Annotated in this window: 15 protein-coding genes; 5 read left to right on the top strand and 10 right to left on the bottom strand. The window is 58.7% G+C overall.

The window, feature by feature from the left end; translation table 11 throughout:
* Positions 1 to 156 precede the first annotated feature (156 nt).
* Entirely contained in the window at positions 157 to 1,374 is a 1,218-nt protein-coding gene (locus RHM56_RS01100) for an MFS transporter (protein WP_322237731.1), read from the top strand.
* A 183-nt stretch (positions 1,375 to 1,557) separates the two neighbouring features.
* Here the strand turns inward: RHM56_RS01100 and RHM56_RS01095 are convergent, their stop codons facing one another.
* Positions 1,558 to 1,995, bottom strand: a complete 438-nt coding sequence (locus tag RHM56_RS01095) for a DUF4879 domain-containing protein (protein ID WP_322237729.1) — start codon at positions 1,993 to 1,995, stop codon at positions 1,558 to 1,560.
* Positions 1,996 to 2,195: 200 nt separating this feature from the next.
* On the opposite strand from RHM56_RS01095, the gene RHM56_RS01090 reads away from it, so the two are divergent.
* Together RHM56_RS01090 and trmA are read left to right on the top strand one after the other, a co-directional pair.
* Positions 2,196 to 3,491: an NCS2 family permease gene (locus RHM56_RS01090; RefSeq protein WP_322237726.1), complete on the top strand. Its 1,296-nt coding sequence runs from the start codon at positions 2,196 to 2,198 to the stop codon at positions 3,489 to 3,491.
* Entirely contained in the window at positions 3,488 to 4,576 is a 1,089-nt protein-coding gene (trmA, locus tag RHM56_RS01085; protein WP_322237724.1) for a tRNA (uridine(54)-C5)-methyltransferase TrmA, read from the top strand. Before RHM56_RS01090 ends, trmA begins: the two co-directional genes overlap by 4 nt.
* Positions 4,577 to 4,654: 78 nt before the next feature.
* Here trmA and RHM56_RS01080 read toward each other — a convergent pair whose 3' ends face one another.
* The 7 genes from RHM56_RS01080 to RHM56_RS01050 all read right to left on the bottom strand — a co-directional run bounded on the left by RHM56_RS01080 (position 4,655) and on the right by RHM56_RS01050 (position 14,563).
* Positions 4,655 to 5,989, bottom strand: coding sequence for a TolC family outer membrane protein (locus RHM56_RS01080; RefSeq protein WP_322237722.1), 1,335 nt, complete (start codon positions 5,987 to 5,989; stop codon positions 4,655 to 4,657).
* Positions 5,986 to 7,314, bottom strand: a complete 1,329-nt coding sequence (locus tag RHM56_RS01075; RefSeq protein ID WP_322237718.1) for an HlyD family type I secretion periplasmic adaptor subunit — start codon at positions 7,312 to 7,314, stop codon at positions 5,986 to 5,988. Before RHM56_RS01075 ends, RHM56_RS01080 begins: the two co-directional genes overlap by 4 nt.
* Positions 7,311 to 9,047, bottom strand: a complete 1,737-nt coding sequence (locus RHM56_RS01070) for a type I secretion system permease/ATPase (RefSeq protein ID WP_322237715.1) — start codon at positions 9,045 to 9,047, stop codon at positions 7,311 to 7,313. Before RHM56_RS01070 ends, RHM56_RS01075 begins: the two co-directional genes overlap by 4 nt.
* Positions 9,048 to 9,196: 149 nt before the next feature.
* The gene (locus RHM56_RS01065) at positions 9,197 to 9,826 is read right to left on the bottom strand and encodes a heme acquisition protein HasA (protein WP_322237713.1); all 630 of its coding nucleotides are present in this window, start codon (positions 9,824 to 9,826) and stop codon (positions 9,197 to 9,199) included.
* Between the two features lie 106 nt (positions 9,827 to 9,932).
* On the bottom strand, positions 9,933 to 12,719 hold the full coding sequence (locus RHM56_RS01060) for a TonB-dependent receptor (protein WP_322237711.1): 2,787 nt from the start codon (positions 12,717 to 12,719) through the stop codon (positions 9,933 to 9,935).
* A 240-nt stretch (positions 12,720 to 12,959) separates the two neighbouring features.
* On the bottom strand, positions 12,960 to 13,970 hold the full coding sequence (locus RHM56_RS01055) for a FecR family protein (protein ID WP_322237708.1): 1,011 nt from the start codon (positions 13,968 to 13,970) through the stop codon (positions 12,960 to 12,962).
* A gap of 86 nt (positions 13,971 to 14,056) precedes the next feature.
* Positions 14,057 to 14,563: a sigma-70 family RNA polymerase sigma factor gene (locus RHM56_RS01050; protein ID WP_322237706.1), complete on the bottom strand. Its 507-nt coding sequence runs from the start codon at positions 14,561 to 14,563 to the stop codon at positions 14,057 to 14,059.
* Between the two features lie 234 nt (positions 14,564 to 14,797).
* Between RHM56_RS01050 and aroQ the strand changes: the two genes are divergently transcribed.
* The gene (gene aroQ / locus RHM56_RS01045; protein WP_322237703.1) at positions 14,798 to 15,238 is read left to right on the top strand and encodes a type II 3-dehydroquinate dehydratase; all 441 of its coding nucleotides are present in this window, start codon (positions 14,798 to 14,800) and stop codon (positions 15,236 to 15,238) included.
* A 5-nt stretch (positions 15,239 to 15,243) separates the two neighbouring features.
* Positions 15,244 to 16,104, top strand: coding sequence for a shikimate dehydrogenase (locus RHM56_RS01040; RefSeq protein WP_322237700.1), 861 nt, complete (start codon positions 15,244 to 15,246; stop codon positions 16,102 to 16,104).
* 37 nt (positions 16,105 to 16,141) lie between these two features.
* Here the strand turns inward: RHM56_RS01040 and RHM56_RS01035 are convergent, their stop codons facing one another.
* Positions 16,142 to 16,819: a TetR/AcrR family transcriptional regulator gene (locus tag RHM56_RS01035; RefSeq protein ID WP_322237697.1), complete on the bottom strand. Its 678-nt coding sequence runs from the start codon at positions 16,817 to 16,819 to the stop codon at positions 16,142 to 16,144.
* An 87-nt stretch (positions 16,820 to 16,906) separates the two neighbouring features.
* Positions 16,907 to 18,817: a 3-dehydroshikimate dehydratase QuiC gene (gene quiC / locus RHM56_RS01030; RefSeq protein ID WP_322237695.1), complete on the bottom strand. Its 1,911-nt coding sequence runs from the start codon at positions 18,815 to 18,817 to the stop codon at positions 16,907 to 16,909.
* Positions 18,818 to 19,121 lie beyond the last annotated feature (304 nt).

The raw sequence follows: 19,121 nt of genomic DNA, 5'->3' as shown, positions 1-19,121 counted from the left end.
GGCCTGAAATAGACCGTTGCAGGAACCGTATGCAATGCAAAAACCCGGCGTTTTCGGCAACCGTTCGGCACTTTGATGAAGGCTCAGTGCCGGGTCATTATTTGTTACAGAAAAGTGATAATCTCGACCTCCCCTGCCCTCTGCCACGACCTCTAAATGACCAGCCAGCCCCTCCTGTTACGTCATCACCGGCCCTTTGTGGCCTTCTGGTTTGCCCGTATCTTCACCGCCAGCGCGTTTCAAATGCTGACCGTGGCTATTGGCTGGAATCTCTACCAACTCACCGGCAACGTGATGGACCTGGGCTGGGTGGGGTTGATCGAATTCGCCCCGCGCGTGTTGTTTATGCTGCACACCGGGCATGTGGCAGACCGCTATGACCGGCGCCGAGTGGCCGCACTGTGCCAATCGCTGCAAGCCATGATTGCCCTGACGCTGGCCATCAGCAGCACCAGCGGGCACATCACGCGTGAACTGATCTTTATGCTGGCGTTTTTGCTGGGCGCGGCCCGTTCATTCGAAATGCCCACCACCCAGGCATTACTCCCCTCTATCGTGCCGGTGGCGCTGTTTCCCCGCGCCGTGGCAGCCGCACAAGCGGCGCAACAGTCGGCAACCATCATTGCGCCAGCGTTTGGCGGTTTGCTCTATGCATTCGGCAGCGTCTGGGTATATGGCCCCAGCGTGGTGCTTTATCTGATTGCGGCCCTGTTAATGAGCAACCTGCCTGCGCGGCAGACCCCACTGAACAAGGCCAAAGCCACCATGGACTCCTTGCTGGCCGGCATTCGCTTTATCCGCAGCCGCCCGGACATTCTGGGCGCCATCTCTCTGGATCTGTTTGCGGTATTGCTGGGGGGCGCCACGGCGTTGCTGCCGGTCTTTGCCAAAGACATTCTGCTGACCGGACCCTGGGGCCTGGGCATGCTGCGCTCCGCCCCGGCGGTGGGCGCGTTGTTGATGTCACTGTGGCTGGCGCGGTTCCCGTTTGAGCGCAAGGTGGGACGTACCATGTTTACGGCGGTGGGCGTGTTTGGGGTGGCGACCATCGCGTTCGGGCTGTCGACCTCGTTCTGGTTTTCGATGGCGGTGCTGGTGGTGCTTGGTGCAGCCGACATGATCAGCATGGTGATCCGTGCCTCGTTCGTGCAGTTGGAAACCCCGGATGAAATGCGCGGCCGGGTCAGCGCGGTCAACGGCCTGTTTATCGGCGCGTCCAATCAACTGGGCGAGTTTGAGTCCGGGGTGACGGCGCACTGGCTGGGCACTGTGCCGGCGGTGGTATTGGGTGGTGTGGGCACGCTGTTTATCGCCGGGCTGTGGATAAAACTGTTCCCGGGGTTGGCCAAGCGTGATCGGCTGATTGAGGATTAACGATGGCGCACCGCAAAACCATTGCGTAGCAGTTGACGAGTAGTACGAGGCTACGTCCGATTGCGAAGCGATCGTAAATGCTAACGGCAGGGTTGAACTGAGATACCCAAGCGCCTGACTTGACGGCGGCTACGCCTCCGGACGTAGCCTCGTACTACTCGTCAACTGCTACGGGAGCTTGGGCTACCGAATATAAAGCTGCGTCTGCAGGCGCTTGAACGGCGCGACCAGCGACGTGTTACTGAACTGGAACCAGCCGTCCTGGTTGTTACCCAAGTCGAAGGTGTAGATGTAACCCACGGTGGTGCCTGCACCGTCACAGGTCACCAAACCCTCGCCTTGATTGCAGACCGGGGTGCGCACGCCATCGATGATCTGACCATCAAACGTCACCGTGGGCTGGCCGCCGTAGCCGCGTTCCAGCACATACACCTTGATGTGCGGCCCCCGGTGCTTGCTCTTGGTCTGCTCACGACCATCGGACACATCCTCTACTGCACCTGACTTAGACGCGACCTTGAGGATTTCAACTTGGCTCAATGGCATCGCCGGAGCGGCGCTCACGCCCATGCTTATAAACAGGCTCAAACAGGCCGAGAAAGCCTTAATGGTGTGCTTCATGGATCCCCCCAATAACTGGCACGCAGTATGCCTGTCCCTACGACGTTACAAAACATGGCCCTGCAAGCAGCCAGACGTCCGAGCTGCTGGTATGATGCGCGGCTTTTTCCGACAGACAGAAAAACATCAGGCCTTAGAAGTCTGTGCTTTGCTGTTGAAAACGATTTAATCACGGCGCCAGTGGCGCCACGGGGACTGGCATGCTGGAAAGGCTGTTTCAACTCAAGGCACACAACACCAATGTGCGAACCGAGATTCTTGCGGGTATCACCACCTTCCTGGCGATGGCCTACATCCTCTTCGTAAACCCGAGCATCCTCGGCGAAACGGGCATGGACAAAGGTGCGGTGTTTGTCGCGACCTGCCTGGCAGCGGCCATCGGCTCGGCGACCATGGGCATCATCGCCAACTACCCGATCGCGCTGGCGCCGGGCATGGGTTTGAACGCCTTCTTCACCTACACCGTGGTCCTGCACATGGGCCACACCTGGCAAGTGGCGCTGGGTGCGGTCTTCATTTCAGCCGTGCTGTTCTTCCTGTTGTCGATCTTTCGCATCCGCGAATGGATCATCAACAGCATCCCGCTGCCGCTGCGCTCGGCCATTGCCGCCGGTATCGGCCTGTTCCTGGCGCTGATCGCGCTGGGTAACGCCGGTATCGTGGTTGCCAACAAGGCGACCCTGGTGGGCATGGGCGACCTGACGCAGCCAAAAGTCATCCTGGCATCCTTGGGCTTTGCCCTGATCGTGGCCCTTGAAGCCCTGAAAATGCGCGGCGCGGTATTGATCGGCATTCTGGCCGTGACCATCGCGTCCATCGCAATGGGCGTGACTGAGTTCGGTGGCGTAATGTCGATGCCGCCGTCCCTGGCCCCGACCTTCCTGCAACTGGATATTAAAGGCGCACTGGACATTGGTCTGGTCAGCGTGATCTTCGCCTTCCTGTTCGTCGACCTGTTCGACAACTCCGGCACCCTGATCGGCGTGGCCAAGCGCGCAGGCCTGATGGGCAAAGACGGGCACATGCCAAAAATGGGCCGCGCCCTGATCGCCGACAGCACCGCGGCCATGGCCGGTTCGCTGCTGGGCACCTCGACCACCACCAGTTACATCGAGTCGGCAGCAGGCGTGAGCGCCGGTGGCCGTACTGGTCTGACTGCCATCGTGGTCGGCATCATGTTCTTGCTGGCCTTGTTTTTCTCGCCATTGGCCGCCAGCGTTCCGGCCTTTGCCACCGCGCCTGCGCTGATGTTTGTGGCGGTGTTGATGATGAGCGGCCTGGCCGAAATCGAATGGGACGACGTGACCGTTGCCGCCCCGGTGGTCATCACCGCGCTGGCCATGCCGTTCACTTACTCCATCGCCAATGGCATCGCTTTTGGCTTTATTTCCTGGACCGTGATCAAGTTGCTGTCGGGCCGCGCTCGCGAACTGAATGCCCCGCTGATCATTTTGTCGGTTCTGTTTGTGGTCAAGCTGGGTTGGTTTAACGCATGAGTGCATTGCCGTTTGATTCTGCTACCTACGCCGTTGAACTTGAGTCCAAGGCCAATCGTCTGCGCGAGCTGTTAGCGCCGTTCGACGCGCCTGAACCTCAGGTGTTTGACTCACCGCTGAAACACTTTCGCCTGCGCGCCGAATTCCGCCTGTGGCGCGAAGGCGGCGAGCGCCATTACGCGATGTTCGCCCAAGATGACAAACGCACGCCGATCCTGATCGAAGACTTCCCGATTGCCAGCCTGCGCATCAATCAACTGATGCCGCAGCTCAAGGCCGCCTGGCAAGCCAGTTCGGCGCTGAGCCATAAGCTGTTCCAGGTGGAGTTCCAGACCACCTTGGCGGGCGATGCGATGGTCACCTTGTGCTATCACCGCCCGCTGGACGAGCACTGGCAAAATGCCGCCGAGCAGCTGGCCAAAGACCTTGAAATCAGCGTCATTGGCCGCTCCAAGGGCAAACGCGTGGTGATTGGCCGCGACTACGTGGTTGAGAAACTTGAGGTTGCGGGTCGCACCTTCACGTATCAACAGCCAGAAGGCGCGTTCACTCAGCCAAACGGCACGGTCAACCAGAAGATGCTCAATTGGGCATACGAGGCACTGGGCGAGCGTTCGGATGATTTGCTGGAGCTGTACTGCGGCAACGGCAACTTCACCCTGCCGCTGGCAACCCGTGTGCGCAAGGTGCTGGCCACCGAAATCAGCAAGACATCGGTGTACGCCGCCTTGAACAACCTCAGCGACAACGCTGTGGATAACGTCACGCTGGTGCGTTTGTCGGCTGAAGAACTGACCGAAGCCCTGAACGAAGTCCGCCCGTTCCGCCGCTTGCAGGGCATCGACCTGAAAAGCTACGAATTCGGCAGCGTCTTTGTTGACCCGCCACGTGCCGGCATGGACCCGGACACCTGCGAGCTGACGCGTCGCTTCGACAACATCCTGTACATCTCGTGTAACCCGCTGACATTGGCTGAGAACATCGCCCAACTGCACGATACCCATCGTATTGAGCGTTGCGCCGTGTTTGACCAGTTCCCGTGGACTCACCACATGGAATCGGGTGTGTTACTGGTTCGTCGTTAAGGTCTGATCGCGAGCAACCCCGCCCCCACAAGAGCCCTTCAAGCCCCTGTGGGAGCGGGCGTGCCCGCGATGGACGCGCTACGGTTTCTGAACGTAAAAATACCCCGCCACCTGCAACAAATCCGCGTCATTCAATAAGCCCGCGTAGTACTTGAGCTGCACCCGCGCCAGTAAATACGCGTACTTTGCCTCGGCCAAATCCCGCTTGGCGCTATACAGTTGCTGCTCGGCATCCAGTACATCCAGATTGACCCGCTCCCCGCCACTCACGCTTTTGCGCGTCGCATTGACCAGCGCGCTGGCTGACTGCACGGCCATTTCATAGGCCCGCACCTTGGCCGCTGCGCTGCTGTTGAGGTTGTACTGCTTGCGCAAGTCCACCAACGTCGCGGCTGTTTGCGCGTCCAGTTCGTACTGCGCCTGCGACAACTGCCGCGCCGCCTGCCGGGTCGATGCCGACACCGAGCCCCCGGCAAACAACGGCACGCTGAGCTGAATGCCGACGCTGTTGGTGTCGTACTTCTGATGGTAGGTGCTCTCAGAGTCCGAGCTGGTTTGCCGACTGCTCGCGTACACACTGAGCTTGGGCAGATGCCCGGCCCGCTTGCGTTCCACTTCGTACTCGGCCGACGTCAGGGCGTGCTGTTGCGACGCCAGGTCCGGGTTATTGGCCAGGGCCAGTTCGCGCCAGCTTTCAAAGCGCTGCGGCTCCAGTGGCTGAATGGTGAAGTGCGGCAATAACGGATCAAGCTGCTCCACCTGTAACGGCTCACCGAGCATGGCCTCCAGCTCGTGCAAGGCGGCATCCAGCGTGTCTTGGGCTTCGATTTCCTGGGCGACGGCCAGGCTCAGGCGGGCCTGGGTTTCCAGCACATCGGTACGAGTGCCCTCTCCCCCTTTTAACAGGCGTTGGTTGAGTTGCAAGCGCTCGCTGTACGCCCGTTTCTGCGCCCGGCTCAACTCAATCCGCTCCTGCGCCAACAAGGCCTGACTGTAGGCACTCAAAACCCGCACCGCCAAATACTGGCTTTTACTGCGAAAACGCTCGTCGGCCAGCAAGGCCTGCGCCGCGCCTTGTTTAAAGCGTGCGTAGGCCTCGTAGTCCAGCAGCGGTTGCTGCAGGGTCAGCGTCGCCGCATAGCTGCGGTAATCGCGGTCTGTCTTCGTGTGCGATTGCGTGACTTCAGACTCATTGCGCGAATTGCTGTAATTCCACACCAGCGTCGGCAACAGGGCTGAACGCCCGAGGGCCCGGTTTTCCTGGCCCGCGGCCCGTTCCTCTATCGCCGCCTGAAAGGTCGGATCGTTGCGCACCGCCAAGTCATACGCTTCAAGCAAACCCAATGCCTGTACCGGGCTGGCCCAAACCGCGCCCAGCATCAACACTCCGCAGCACAATCGACGCACACTCATTCCTCCACCAACGCCATGTGCGTGCGGTCCAGTAAGGGTTTAAACAGGTAATTAAGCATCGAGCGCTCGCCGGTGCGCACAAAGGCCTCGACCGGCATGCCAGGGCGAATTTGCAAACCGGCCAGTTGCGCCATCCCCTCGGCGCTGACCTGTGCCCGCAGCGTGTAATACGGTTCATCGGTGCGTTCATCGACCTGACGGTCTGCCGACACCAGCGTCACCTCGCCCGCCACCCGTGGCGTGGTGCTTTGGCTAAAGGCCGAGAACATCAATTGCACGGGTAACCCGGCGTGAACTTTGTCGGCCAGTTCCACAGGCACCCGCGCCTCGACCAGTAACGGCTCACCTTGCGGCACGATTTCCATCAAGGCCTGGCCAGGCCGGATCACCCCGCCCTCGGTAAACACATCAAGACCAACCACAATCCCCGCCACTGGAGCGCGTAACTGGCTGTTGGCCAGTTCAAACTCCGCCGACGCCAAGCGGTTGCGTAAATCTTCGCTGCGTATGCGGGTGTCCGCCAATTGCGTACGGACTTCTTTCTGATATTCCTCGCTCAGTTGGCGAATTTTCAGGCGCATCTCCTGCACCTGACGCTGCAATTGACCGATGCGGCCGTAGTCTTCGCTGATCGAGCCCAGCACTTGGGCGTACACCCGCTCGCTGTCCAGCAGTCGATTACGCGGGATGTAACCCTCGCGGGCCAACTCGCGCAGGCCTTGCAGTTGCTCGTCCAATGCCGTGCGTTGCAACACCTTATTGGCTTGCGAGTCACGCACCCCGCGCAATTGCGCCTCGGCACCGGCGATGCTTTCACCGATGCCTTGCTGATCGAGCAGCAACGCCTGACGCCGACTGGCGAACAACTGACGTTGCAACGCCAGGTTCGATGCCACTTCGGGCTCGTGATGCAGCGTCATCAGTTCAGCAGGAAAACTCACACTCGCAGCGCCCTCAACCTCGGCATTGAGCCGGGCCTCGCTGGCCAACGAGCCATAAAACTGGCTGCGCAGCGACTGCGCCTGCCCCAGCAACGGGGTTTCCTTGAGCCGGATCAGCACTTGCCCCGCTTGCACACGGTCGCCATCACGCACGTCGATGCGCTCAACAATCCCGCCGCTGGGATGCTGCACCACTTTGCGATTACCCGACACCATGACCTTGCCCGACACTGCGACGCCTTTGTCCAGCGGCGCCAAAGCAGCCCAAGCAAGAAACCCGAGAAACCCGCCGAGCATCAACAGCCAACCCAGGCGCGCATGGCGGCGGTCGTCCAGTTGCAGGACGTTACTCTCATAGGGCGGTTTGGCGTTTGCGGCACTCATGCTTTATTCGCCTCTACGGTGCCCAGTCGGTAGCTCACATTCATGGCCGGTTTGGGCGCCGCTGGCTTGGGCGCGGCGAGCACCTTGGCGGTGGGGCCAAAGGCTTGTAACTGGCCTTCACGCAGGATCAACAGCTGATCCGTGAGGGTCAGTACGTTGGGTTTGTGCGTGATCAAAATCAGCGTGCGCTTGAGCTGTTTGAGTTGGGCAATGGCCTGTAACAAGGCGTGCTCCCCGGCTTCATCAAGGTTGGCGTTGGGCTCATCGAGCACGATCAGCGCGGGCAAGCCGTACAAGGCACGAGCCAGGCCGATGCGTTGCTTCTGCCCGCCCGACAACCCAGCGCCGCCGTCACCCAGGCGGGTTTCGTAACCTTCCGGCAGTTGCACAATCAGTGAGTGCACACCCGCCAACTGCGCCGCGGCCAGCACCTTGTCGGAATCGACATCCGCAAAGCGTGCGATGTTTTGCGCGATGGTCCCGGCAAACAGCTGAATGTCCTGGGGCAAATAACCCAAATGCGGGCCAAGTTGCTGTTTATCCCACTGCGACAGCTCCGCGCCATCCAGCCGAACCTTGCCTGCCAGCGGCTGCCAGACGCCAACCAGCAAACGGGCCAAGGTCGACTTGCCGCAGCCTGACGGCCCGATCACACCGAGCACGTGCCCGGCGGGCAGGGTAAAAGTCAGGTTGCTCAACGTGGCACGCCGCGTTCCGGGTGCGCTGGCGCTGAGTTGCTCGACCGCCAGTTCACCCCGTGGAACGGGCAGCGCCATGCGCTGCGGGCGGGCCGGATGCGCCTGCAACAGTGATTCGAGGCGTTGATAGGCCAGGCGCGCCGAACTCCATTGCTTCCACACGCCAATCAACTGATCGATAGGGCTCAGCACCCGGCCCATCAAAATGGAACCGGCGATCATCATCCCGGCGGTGATTTGCCCTTGCACCGCCAGCAATGCGCCCAGCCCCAGTACCAGTGATTGCAGGGCCAGACGTACGCCTTTGGACCAGGCACCGACACTGGCAGTTTTTTCACTGGCCAGGTTCTGCTGCGCCAGGAATGCCGTGTGCTGCGCCAGCCAACGGCCGCGCAAGGTCCCGAGCATGCCCATCGCCTCAATCGCTTCGGCATTGCGCAAATGCGCGCTGGCTTGCTGGGTGGCTTCAACCGATAACTCGCTGGCGGCCTTGAGCGGCCCCTGCGAGACCCGCTGATTGAGCCACGCCAGCAACATCAACAGCACCGCCCCCCCGAGGGCCAGCAGCCCCAACCACGGGCTGAACATAAAGATCACACACAGGTACACCGGAAACCACGGCGCATCGAAAAAAGCGAACAGCGCATTGCCGGTCGCGAACTGACGCAGGCTGGTCAGGTCATTCAGCGCCTGCCCTGCCGCCGGGCTGCCGCTGCGTAATTGCGCCTCAAAGGCGGCGTCGTAGACGCGCTGATTCAAGCGCATGTCCATTTGCGTGCCGAGGCGGATCACCACCTGGCTGCGCACCCATTCCAACGCGCCCATCAGGCCAAACAGGCCGAGGATCATCAGCGTCAGCATCAACAGGGTCATTTCATTGCCCGATGCCAATACCCGGTCGTACACCTGCAACATGTACAGCGCGGGGGCCAGCATCAGTAAATTGATCACGGCCGAGAACAGGCCAATGTTGAAAAAAGCACGTTTGTAGGCCGTCAAGGCAGCCAGCATCTCGTTGGCTTTGGGCCGGGTCATGGAAAGGTTCCGAGGTAGTGGGCCAGAGATCCTGTGGGAGCTGGCTTGCCTGCGATGCATACGTCGCGGTTTGTCTGTCAGACCACGCTGATGCCATCGCGGGCAAGCCCGGCTCCCACGGGATTGGAGTTCACTGAGGTGAGCCCGTATTACGCCGCCAGTGCCCAGTCCTGAGCCACTTCCTGCACGCCCACTAGGCTGATGTCAGCCGCCAGCGGTGCATCGGCATGAGCCAGGCCGGCCGCAGCCAGTTGGTCGAAGGTCGAATCGGTAGACAGGCCAAACTCGCTCAGCAGGGTGTTGAGCACGCCTTCCAGACCCGCCACGTTGCCGCGCATCAGGCCGTAGATCACGTCCTGAACAGCGTTGCCTGCACGGCCAGCATCGCTGGCGGCGGACAGGTCGAGGCCGTTGAAGGAGACGGTGTAGTCGCCTAGGCCAAACGCGCTGCCCGAACCGCCAGTCAGCACTTCACCCAGACTCACGCTGTCCAGTTCACCCCACAGGTAGTGGTTCATGTTATTGCCAGCAGAGATATCAGGGTTGTACTCATAATGCAGGCCATTGCTGGTATCGCTTCCTGCGATAAAGGCGTAGTCCGAATTATTGGCGCCATGCGTCGCATACTGCTCACCATCTTGAGCACGATCGCCACTATTGAAACCACCGGTATTGCTTAGACCGTGACCCGCAGTTTTAAAACCTTGAGCCCACTCACTAAGTACGTCACCAATCGAATCAGAACCAATAAACGAGCTGTAGTTAATCGAAATAGTCATGACTTAAGTTTCTTCCTTAGATAGTTTCAGTGAAGTGGCGCGCAGCGATGCACGCCTTTGCTCACAACGAGCAATCTTTTATATAACGAAGCAAGCAGCCCGTTATTTAAAATTTATATTCGAGCATGCCACTCAATGTCCGACCGCGCGCCATGCTCAAGTTATTGCCATCGCCCATGGCCACAAAATAGGCTTCGTCGGTAGCGTTCTCTAATGACAAGGTAATATTCAACGTGTCCGTCGGCCAGTAACTGGCATACAGGTCGTACACGCTGTATTTAGGCCAGCGTGCTTGCTCTATACCGGCGGAACTCCGTTCATTCAGGCCCGCGCCATTACCAGGGCTGTGGCGCAAGCGTATCCCGGTGTCCAGGCGCCGCTCAAGGAAACGGGCACCCACTGTTAGAGACCCTCGATCTGCGGGCATATATGCCGCATTACCCATAGTAGATCCGCAATCGATTTTGTTGTTCCTGTCCGAGTCATCGAGCCATTCATAGACTCTAGTATTGGTGTAGCCAATCGTGCCATTAGGCCGGGTGTAGGGCGTCCTGATTATCTTAATAAGCTCGCCCCTTTTCTTGGCTCCGCCCATATAGTACCCACTTGAGCAAAACTCATTACTGCCAATCATATGCGTGTAACTCAGGTTGGTATACAACCGCCCCATATCGTAATTCAACTGATATTCAACGCCTCGAAAACGGGTCTCCGCCTGGTTATTCACATACGCCGAACGACCCGACGTGGAAATATCTGCTGAACCGGGTAGAGAGATACCATAGTGTAAAAATGAAAAGTTCTTGATGTTATTGTCAAAGTAAGCAACTTTCACTCCAAGCCGATCATTATTAAAGAACAAGGATTCTTTAAAGATATTTAAGCCGAACTCCCATTCCCGGTTTTCCTCAGCTTTCAGGTAGGGATTGGGGTAAACCCGCTCCGGCGCATTCCCCCCATGGGGCCGCCCGGTCATAAACACCTCAGTCACCGCCGGCGGGCGCCAGCCTTGGCCCCATCGCCCATAGAACTGCAACCAATCAACTCCGGGCTTTATCCCTATACCAAACGTCGGTGAAAACTTGCCTTCTTCACGATCGGAATCATAGAAGTGAACATTTCTTACAGAACTCCCCGATGTCATCACCTCGCCACCATTCTCCCCTGGAGTGACTGGCGCTTGCCATAAGCTCATGCCTGTCTTGCCTTCCAGGCGATAGCGGTCATAACGCAACCCGGCATCCAGCGTCAGCCAATAGCTGTACTGGTAGTGCAGGGTATTGAACAGGCTGGCCATGGTGCGTTTGCCTTCCGGGTCTGCTCCCTCGACCCAGGGCAGATCCGTCTCGTTCTCGGCCGGCACCAGATTGTTCTTGGATTTCAAGGTGTCCTGATAGCTTTCCAGGCCATAGTTCCAGCTCAGTTGCCCGTAGTTGTTGAAGTCAAACCGGGACGTGTTTTCTACCTGAAAACCCCATGTGCTGGTGCGAAACTCATCTTCGTAACCATCAAATGCATTACCACTATCAGCCGACGCCTTGTGGGGGGCATTGCGCCGATCAAGTTGCGTATTGACGTAATAGAGCTTGCTCTTGAGGTCGATCAGCTCGTTATCCGGGTTGTAGCTGTAATCCAGCGCCAGGTTGCCGGTATTGATATTGCTTTTACCGGTACGCACATAATCGTAACCATCCTGCGTCGCATTGAGTTCCGTCCATGCGTCAGTGCTGTCGCTGTCGGTTTCCAGGTAAGTGAACTGCGCTCGCTGGTCGTTGGGCAGGTTCAGCCCGAACTTGACCATCTGCGAACGGGTCACGCTGCCGGTATCGCCTACCTCACTGGTCAGCCAGTCTTTCCAGGCTTCTCGATATTTGTTCTTGTTGCGAATATTTACGCCCAGGTTATCGGCGTTTTGCCGACCGGTACGGTAGTCACCAAAATGGCGCTCGCTATAGGCGACCAAAACATCGCCAAGATCATTGCCAAATGCGAAGACGCCACCGCCATTGAAATAGGTGCCGTTACCCAATTGACCGATACCGCTGCCGGCCCGGATGCGCCCGCCGTACTCTTTGCCGTCTTCCAGGAACTCGCTGGCTTGCAGTGTGTTAAAGCTGGCAATGCCTCCCAGTACCCCCGCACCGCCCATGCCGGACTGGGCGCCTTTGTCGATTTCGACGTTGGAGACCATTTCCGGGTCGATCAGCATTACGCCATTGCGTTGCTGGTGGCCGTTGACGTTGAAGTTCTGGCGCATGCCGTCAACGTTCATGTTGACCCGGCCATAGTCCTGAATACCGCGGATGTTGACCGACAGACCCTGGTCACGCTGGTTGACGGCGGTGTACACGCCTGAGGTTTCTTCCAGCATGTCAGCAGCATGACGCGGGGCGCGTTTATTGATTTGTTCGCGGGTAATCACCGACACCGATTGAGGGGTCTGGTACACCCAGTCAGCACTATTGCCGTTGCCTTCACTGGCGGTGACCGACGTAGTGCCCAGTGCCAACGCGCCTTTCGCGTCGCCACTGACACGGGTCAGGGTCACTTGGCGTTCGCCGGTGAAGCGGTACTCCACCGGGTTGCTGCCCAACAGTCGCGCCAGGCCTTCTTGCGCACCAAAATCACCGTTCAGCGCAATGGATTTCAGGCCTTGCAGCATTTGGCTGTCGAACAGCACCTGCATACCGGCTTGCTCGGCATAGGCCAGCACCGCTTTGTCCAGCGGCTGCGCCGGGATGTGGAAGGCGATGAATTCTTGTGCAATGGCGCTGCTGACTTTTTCAACGGCGTGCGCCGGTGCTTGTGCCGCCAACACGGCCAAAATTGCGACATGCACAGCAAAGGCTAACCGACTTGCGGAATGCACCCCTTTGCGCTGACTAACGATCATTTTTGTTATCCCCAGGCTTGCCTATTTTGTTTTGAGAATGAATCTCAATAGCAAGACGACGCAGCAGGGAAAAGTCAGTAAAGGTTTTTGCGATTAATTTTTAGCGTGTGATTTCGCTGGCCATGAGATCTCTTGTAGTCGCTGCCGCAGGCTGCGAGAGGTCCGCATACGCTTCAAGGAAACGGGTTGCTCCGCACCCCTTCGCAGCCTGCGACAGCGACTACAGGTCTGTGCCAAGAATCAGTAAATCAGGCTGACGCCCGCCAGTTCCACACGTTTTACGTGCAGCTCTTGGGTGAGGGTGTGCAGCGCGGTGTCGAGCATGTCGAGGCGGAACACACCGCTGACATGCCGACTCGCCAACGCGGGGTTGGCCAGGACGATTTGCCCGGACCGATAGCGGTTGAGTTGTTCGATGACGTGCCCCAACGGCTGGCGATCAAACACCAGCACGCCTCGCCGCCAGCCGGTGGCCGCACTCAGGTCGAAACCTTGCAAAGGTTGCACGCCACTGTTTGCGCTGTAGCGAGCACTTTGCCCTTCTTCAAGCATTTGCCGCAGCGCGCCTTGAACCGGCGGGTTTTGCAGGCTGACCGCGACGCTGTGCTGCAACACGCCCACCCACGCCTGATCGCTGCTCTCGCGCCCCACCACAAACTGAGTGCCCAAGGCTTTGGTTTGACCGCCTGCGCTTTGCACCACAAAGGGCCGGACTTCTGCCTCGCCCATCGGTGCCACATCAAACACTGCCGAGCCTGCGAGCAGGCTGATGCGCCGCTCGTCAGTGTCGTAGTCGATGCGGATGGCGCTCGACGCGTCCAGCTCCACCGAGCTGCCATCGTCGAGCTGGACGGTGCGGATTTCTCCTGCGCCAGTGCGGTAGTCGGACTGCATGTTAATCAGCAGCGTCGGGCCGCTGATCCAACCAACCGCCAACACCAAGGACAGTACCGCAGCACGTCCGACCCAGCGCAGCGGGCGTCTGCGCCGAGTCACCGGCGCGGTCCGCTGCGCTTCAGGGCGCTGACGGCGTGGGGCTGGCCTGGCCATTTCCGGGTCCAGTGCCAGTGCCCCCAAGGCCGCCCAGGTTTGCTTGGCAAACTGCAAGGCAGACACATGGCGTTCATCAGCCGCCAACCATTGTTCGAGTTGTGCCTGCGCCGCCTCGTCCAGGTCACCCGCGTGCAGGCGCACCGCCCACTCGGCGGCCGTCTCAGTGATGATCTGTTGTTCGGGGCCTTGGCTATTCACGTGTGAATCTCAATTTCTCGTTGTATATAAGCAGTGACGTCTTACCGAGCAATTATCAGTAAGCCGTTTATCGAAAGACTGGCAGGTTATTTCTCAGGCACTTGTAGGCGTTGCATGACATACGCCAACGCTTTCGACAGATGTTTTTGCACTGAACTGTCAGAAATTTCAAGGTGACGCGCGACTTCAGCATGGGTCATGCCTTCGATGCGGTTGAGCCGGAAGATTTCCTGCGTGCGCTCAGGCAGTTCTGACAATGCCTGCTTTAGCGCCATGCGCTGTTGTTCAGCCATCGCCTGAGCCTCCAGCCCTGCCAGTTCATCTTCGATGTCAGCCAATGCCTCATGGGTCACCGAGTCAGTCTTGCGGCGGTTTTCCTGGCGGATGTGATCGACCAGCAAATTGCCAGCGACGCGATAGAGGTAGCCGGGGGAATTGTCGATGTGCTCTTTGCGCCCGCGCTCGGCCATGCGCAGGAAGCTTTCCTGCACCAGATCCGCGGCCAACTGTGGGTCTCGTACCTTGCGCGCCAGATACCCGCGCAGGGTACTGGCATGCTTGAGGAACAAGCCCTTGAGGTCCATATCCGACAAACCGGCTCCCTGGCACTAGAAGGAAAAGGGGCGGCTATCTTACTTTTTGTCGAGAATGATTTTCAATTGATATTAACTTGCATAACGCAGCGTTCGATAAACGCCCACTTATTGGGAGAAAGCCGGCCCGACATTAGCGGCGCAATTGACCTGATTAACCGGTTGGTACAATTTAATCCAACCGACTGAGCAGCGCTCAGGCGACCTCATAAAAACAACGAAGAGTTGCCTTATATGTCCCCAATCGTTCTGGTGCTCAATGGCCCCAACCTCAATCTGCTTGGCAGCCGAGAACCCGGCATTTATGGCCACGAGACGCTGGCTGACATTGCCGACTTGTGCGGCCGCACGGCCAGTGAAGAAGGCTTGAAAGTCGAATTTCGCCAGACCAACCACGAGGGTGAATTGCTCGACTGGATTCACGCAGCACGTAAGCGTTGCGCGGCCATTGTGATCAACCCGGCCGCCTGGACCCACACCTCGGTGGCGATTCGCGATGCCTTGGTCGCCTGCGAGCTGCCCGTGATCGAAGTTCATCTGTCCAACGTCCACACACGTGAAGCCTTCCGTCATCACTCGTTTGTCTCGGGCATTGCCCAGGCAGTGCTGTGCGGCTTTGGCAGCAACGGCTATCGCCTGGCGCTGCAACATCTCAGCCGCCAGTTGAAGGGGTAAGCGCCATGTCGATCCACACGTCAACGTCGATAGTCGCCGGGCTGATCGGCGCGGGCATTCAGGCGTCACGCACCCCTGCAATGCATGAGCGCGAGGGCGCAGCGCAAGGGCTGCGTTACGTTTATCAACTGATTGATCTCGAGGTGTTGCACCTCGATAACAACGCCCTGCCCGACTTGCTGAACGCCGCCGAACGCATGGGGTTGAGCGGGTTGAACATTACCTATCCGTGCAAGCAGGCAATCATGCCGTGGCTCGACGAGCTGTCTGATCAAGCGCGCGGGATCGGCGCGGTGAACACCGTGGTGTTGAAGGACGGCAAACGCATCGGGCACAACACTGACTGCTCGGGCTTTGCGGAGGGTTTTCGTCGCGGCCTGAGCGGCGTTGCCGTGCAACACGTGGTCCAAATGGGCGCAGGCGGTGCAGGCTCAGCCGTGGCCTACGCGCTGCTCAGTGAAGGCGTTCAACAGTTAGAGATTTTTGATGTCGACACCGAACGTGCGCAAAGCCTGGCAGACAACCTGAATCAGCACTTTCCCGGCGCCCGGGCCAAAGCGGGTACTGACCTTCAAAGCGCACTGGCCAAAGCCGACGGGCTGGTCAATACCACGCCGATGGGCATGGCCAAGTTGCCTGGCATGCCGGTGCCCACGCAGTGGCTGCATGGCGCGTTGTGGGTGGCCGAAATTGTGTACTTTCCGCTGCAAACCGAGTTACTGCGACACGCCCGCGCCCTGGGCTGCCGCACACTGGATGGCGGCAACATGGCGGTGTTTCAAGCGGTCAAGGCGTTTGAATTGATCAGCGGTGCGAGCGCTGACGCAGATCGCATGCTGGCGCATTTTCAGGAAATGAACGGTTAAACCGCAGGCGCGCTGTCCGGGGGCGCTTCGCCCCCCATCACACCTGCAAGTAGCGCAACACCGAGTCGCAGATCATTTGGCGTTGACGCTGTTTGACCTGCGGGTCGGACAAATCGATCTGAAAAATTTCGCCGACTGTGTAGCGATTCGACACGCGATAAAAACAGAACGAACTGACCAGCAAGTGCACGTCCAACGGGTTCAAGCCGGGGCGAAAAACCTGCTGCTCAACGCCGCGTCGCAGAATGTTTTCGAGCGCATGAACAATCGTGTCGTTCATGGCTTTGATGCCTTCTGAACGCTTGATGTATTCGCCCTTGTGAATATTTTCGACGCTGACCATGCGCACAAAATCAGCGTTCAGGTCATGGTGATCAAAGGTGAACTCGACCAGCCGCTGAATCGCTTCGCGAGGTTCAAGCTCATCGAGGTGCAGCAAGTTCTCAGTGCTGCGGATCTCGCCGTAGAGCTTCTCCAGCACTTCGATATACAGCTGCTCTTTGCTGGTGAAGTAGTAATAGATCATGCGCTTGGAGGTACGGGTACGCTCCGCGATGGCGTCCACCCGTGCGCCCGTGAGCCCCTGTTCCACAAACTCGGCAAGGGCTTCTTGCAGGATGTTTTCGCGGGTCTTCTCCGGGTTGTTTTTCCGGCTCTTGCGCGGTTCAACTGCCGGCGCCATCGCGCCGGTGTCGACTTCTGGGATCTGGGTCATTAAAGGCTCACGGCCATCTGGGGATGGCCGCGATTATGGCCCGCCCGGTTAAACGAAGGAAGTCGACACCTGTATTCGACCACCGTCCTACAGCTTTGCCTGACGCACCGCGCCCGTACGTGACTTGGCCATCGCCGCCAGGCGGACCGCAACGTTGGCCGCGCCATAACCGGCATAGCCGTTTTTGCGCTGTAACAACTCAAAGAAGAAGCGCCCTGCAAACGGCTCGGTGTACACATGGAACAACTCGCCGCCCTGCGCGTCTCGGTCGTACAGCACGTTGAAATAGGCCAGCTCGCTCAAGAACTCATCGTCAAAATCAAAACGCGCGGCCAGATCGTCGTAGTAGTTCAGCGGAATATCCAGCAGCGGCACGCCTGCGGCTTTGGCACGGCTGACTTCAGCAAACAGGTCATCGCACTCAAACGCAATGTGGTGCACGCCTGAACCGCGATAACTCGACAACGCGTGTGAGATGGCGGTGTTTCTGTTTTCAGAAATGTTCAGCGGTAAGCGAATCGTGCTGCATCGGCTACGCAATGCGCGGCTTTTAACCAGCCCGTAGGGGTCCGGCAACACCACTTCGTCATCCGCTTCAAAGTCCAGCAAGCTCTTGTAGAACAGCACCCAGCTGTCGAGGCTGTCTGCTGGCAGCGCCATGGCCATGTGGTCAATGCGCTTGAGCCCACCCTGGGTTGCCGGGGATGAGGTGAGGTTGAAGTCAGATTCGTACAGCGGTTTGCCTGCTTCGTCCTGATCGACCAGATAAATCAGGCTGCCATCGGGGGCTCGAACGGCGGCCAGCTCCAGTTCATTAGGGCCGACCAGACCGCGATAGGGCTGACCTTTATAGGCCACGGCGCGGGCCAGCGCGCTGGCGCTGTCTTGCACACGGATCGCCGTGGCGCACAGCGATGGGCCATGCGCCTCAAAAAAGTTATGCGCGAACGAATACGGCTCCGCGTTGAGAATCAGGTTGATATCGCCCTGGCGCAGCAAGCTCACATTTTTCGAGCGATGTTGCCCAGCCTTGCTGAACCCCAGCCGTTCGAGCCAGTGCGTCAGTTGCGCGCCCTGATTGTCATCGACGGCAAATTCAAGAAATTCGATGCCGTTGTATTGGCTGGCTTCAGGCGGCGAAAACAGCGGTTCCAGCGTGGCTGCGGGAGCGGCCTGTTGCGCCAGGCGTTCGCGGGTTTTCTCTTCGAGGTACAGCAACGAGCGCAAGCCATCGGCGGCATTGGCGCGGGTAGGCGCAGCGCGGAAACCATCATTGAAGATTTCCAGCGACAACGGCCCGGTGTAGCCGCTCTGAATGATCGGCGCCAAAAAGCCCGGCAAATCGAACTCGCCCTGCCCCGGGAAGCAGCGGAAGTGGCGACTCCACTCCAGCACGTCCATGGCTAAAATCGGCGCGTCGGCCATTTGCACAAAGAAGATTTTGTCGCCCGGAATCTGTGCAATGGCACTCGGATCGCCCTTCAGCGACAAAGTGTGGAAGCTGTCGAGCAACACACCGAGATTCGGGTGGTCAATGTGGCGCACCAGATCCCAGACCTGTTGCCAGGTGTTCACGTGGCGCCCCCATGCCAAGGCTTCGTAGCCGATGCGCAGGTTGCGCGCCCCGGCACGCTCGGCGAGCAGGCTCAGGTCGTCCAGCAGAATCTGCCGGTCACCCACGGAGTCGGGGGCAGCGTTACTGCACACCAGCACCAGGTCGGTGCCGAGTTCTTGCATCAAGTCGAATTTGCGCTCGGCGCGGTCCAGGTTGCGTGCCAGCCGGTCACGGCGGCAGCCTTCAAAGTCGCGAAAAGGCTGAAACAGGCTGATCTCTAAACCCAGGTCTGCACAGATCTGGCGCACTTCACGCGGGCTGCCGTCGTAGTAGAGCAGGTCATTTTCAAAGATCTCGACCCCATCAAAACCGGCCGCCGCAATGGCGTCGAGTTTCTCCGGCAATGTGCCGCTCAAAGAAACAGTGGCGATCGAACGCTTCATTTTTAACTCCTGGGCCGGCAACCGATGGCATTTCTTATATAGCCTGATTATTAAGGGCACCCTATCATTGAGCAACCAGTCTGTACCAACCGGTTAGTTTTGCGTGCGATTATCGAACACTATGCCCAATGTCGAATTGACGACTTTTTGTCCAATCGCCACCATCCAATACGTACTACCTGTTCCATACGTTGCACAACACCACATAACAATTCCAAGAAACGGGTAACCGCTCATGCTTGCACTTACTGATATGACGCCCTGCTTTGCTATGCCGCTTGCGTGGTGCCCGACCCTACAACGG

Origin of the sequence: Pseudomonas sp. CCC3.1, from assembly GCF_034347405.1 — a bacterium.
Classification (GTDB): Bacteria; Pseudomonadota; Gammaproteobacteria; order Pseudomonadales; family Pseudomonadaceae; genus Aquipseudomonas.
This window is presented reverse-complemented; position numbering and strand designations above follow the sequence as displayed.

Bases quoted from the DNA above. Each gene is read 5' to 3' on its own strand.
- RHM56_RS01100 (WP_322237731.1), top strand. From the start codon at position 157: ATGACCAGCCAGCCCCTCCTGTTACGTCATCACCGGCCCTTTGTGGCC.
- RHM56_RS01095 (WP_322237729.1), bottom strand. From the start codon at position 1,995: ATGAAGCACACCATTAAGGCTTTCTCGGCCTGTTTGAGCCTGTTTATA.
- RHM56_RS01090 (WP_322237726.1), top strand. From the start codon at position 2,196: ATGCTGGAAAGGCTGTTTCAACTCAAGGCACACAACACCAATGTGCGA.
- trmA (WP_322237724.1), top strand. From the start codon at position 3,488: ATGAGTGCATTGCCGTTTGATTCTGCTACCTACGCCGTTGAACTTGAG.
- RHM56_RS01080 (WP_322237722.1), bottom strand. From the start codon at position 5,989: ATGAGTGTGCGTCGATTGTGCTGCGGAGTGTTGATGCTGGGCGCGGTT.
- RHM56_RS01075 (WP_322237718.1), bottom strand. From the start codon at position 7,314: ATGAGTGCCGCAAACGCCAAACCGCCCTATGAGAGTAACGTCCTGCAA.
- RHM56_RS01070 (WP_322237715.1), bottom strand. From the start codon at position 9,047: ATGACCCGGCCCAAAGCCAACGAGATGCTGGCTGCCTTGACGGCCTAC.
- RHM56_RS01065 (WP_322237713.1), bottom strand. From the start codon at position 9,826: ATGACTATTTCGATTAACTACAGCTCGTTTATTGGTTCTGATTCGATT.
- RHM56_RS01060 (WP_322237711.1), bottom strand. From the start codon at position 12,719: ATGATCGTTAGTCAGCGCAAAGGGGTGCATTCCGCAAGTCGGTTAGCC.
- aroQ (WP_322237703.1), top strand. From the start codon at position 14,798: ATGTCCCCAATCGTTCTGGTGCTCAATGGCCCCAACCTCAATCTGCTT.
- RHM56_RS01040 (WP_322237700.1), top strand. From the start codon at position 15,244: ATGTCGATCCACACGTCAACGTCGATAGTCGCCGGGCTGATCGGCGCG.
- RHM56_RS01035 (WP_322237697.1), bottom strand. From the start codon at position 16,819: ATGACCCAGATCCCAGAAGTCGACACCGGCGCGATGGCGCCGGCAGTT.
- quiC (WP_322237695.1), bottom strand. From the start codon at position 18,817: ATGAAGCGTTCGATCGCCACTGTTTCTTTGAGCGGCACATTGCCGGAG.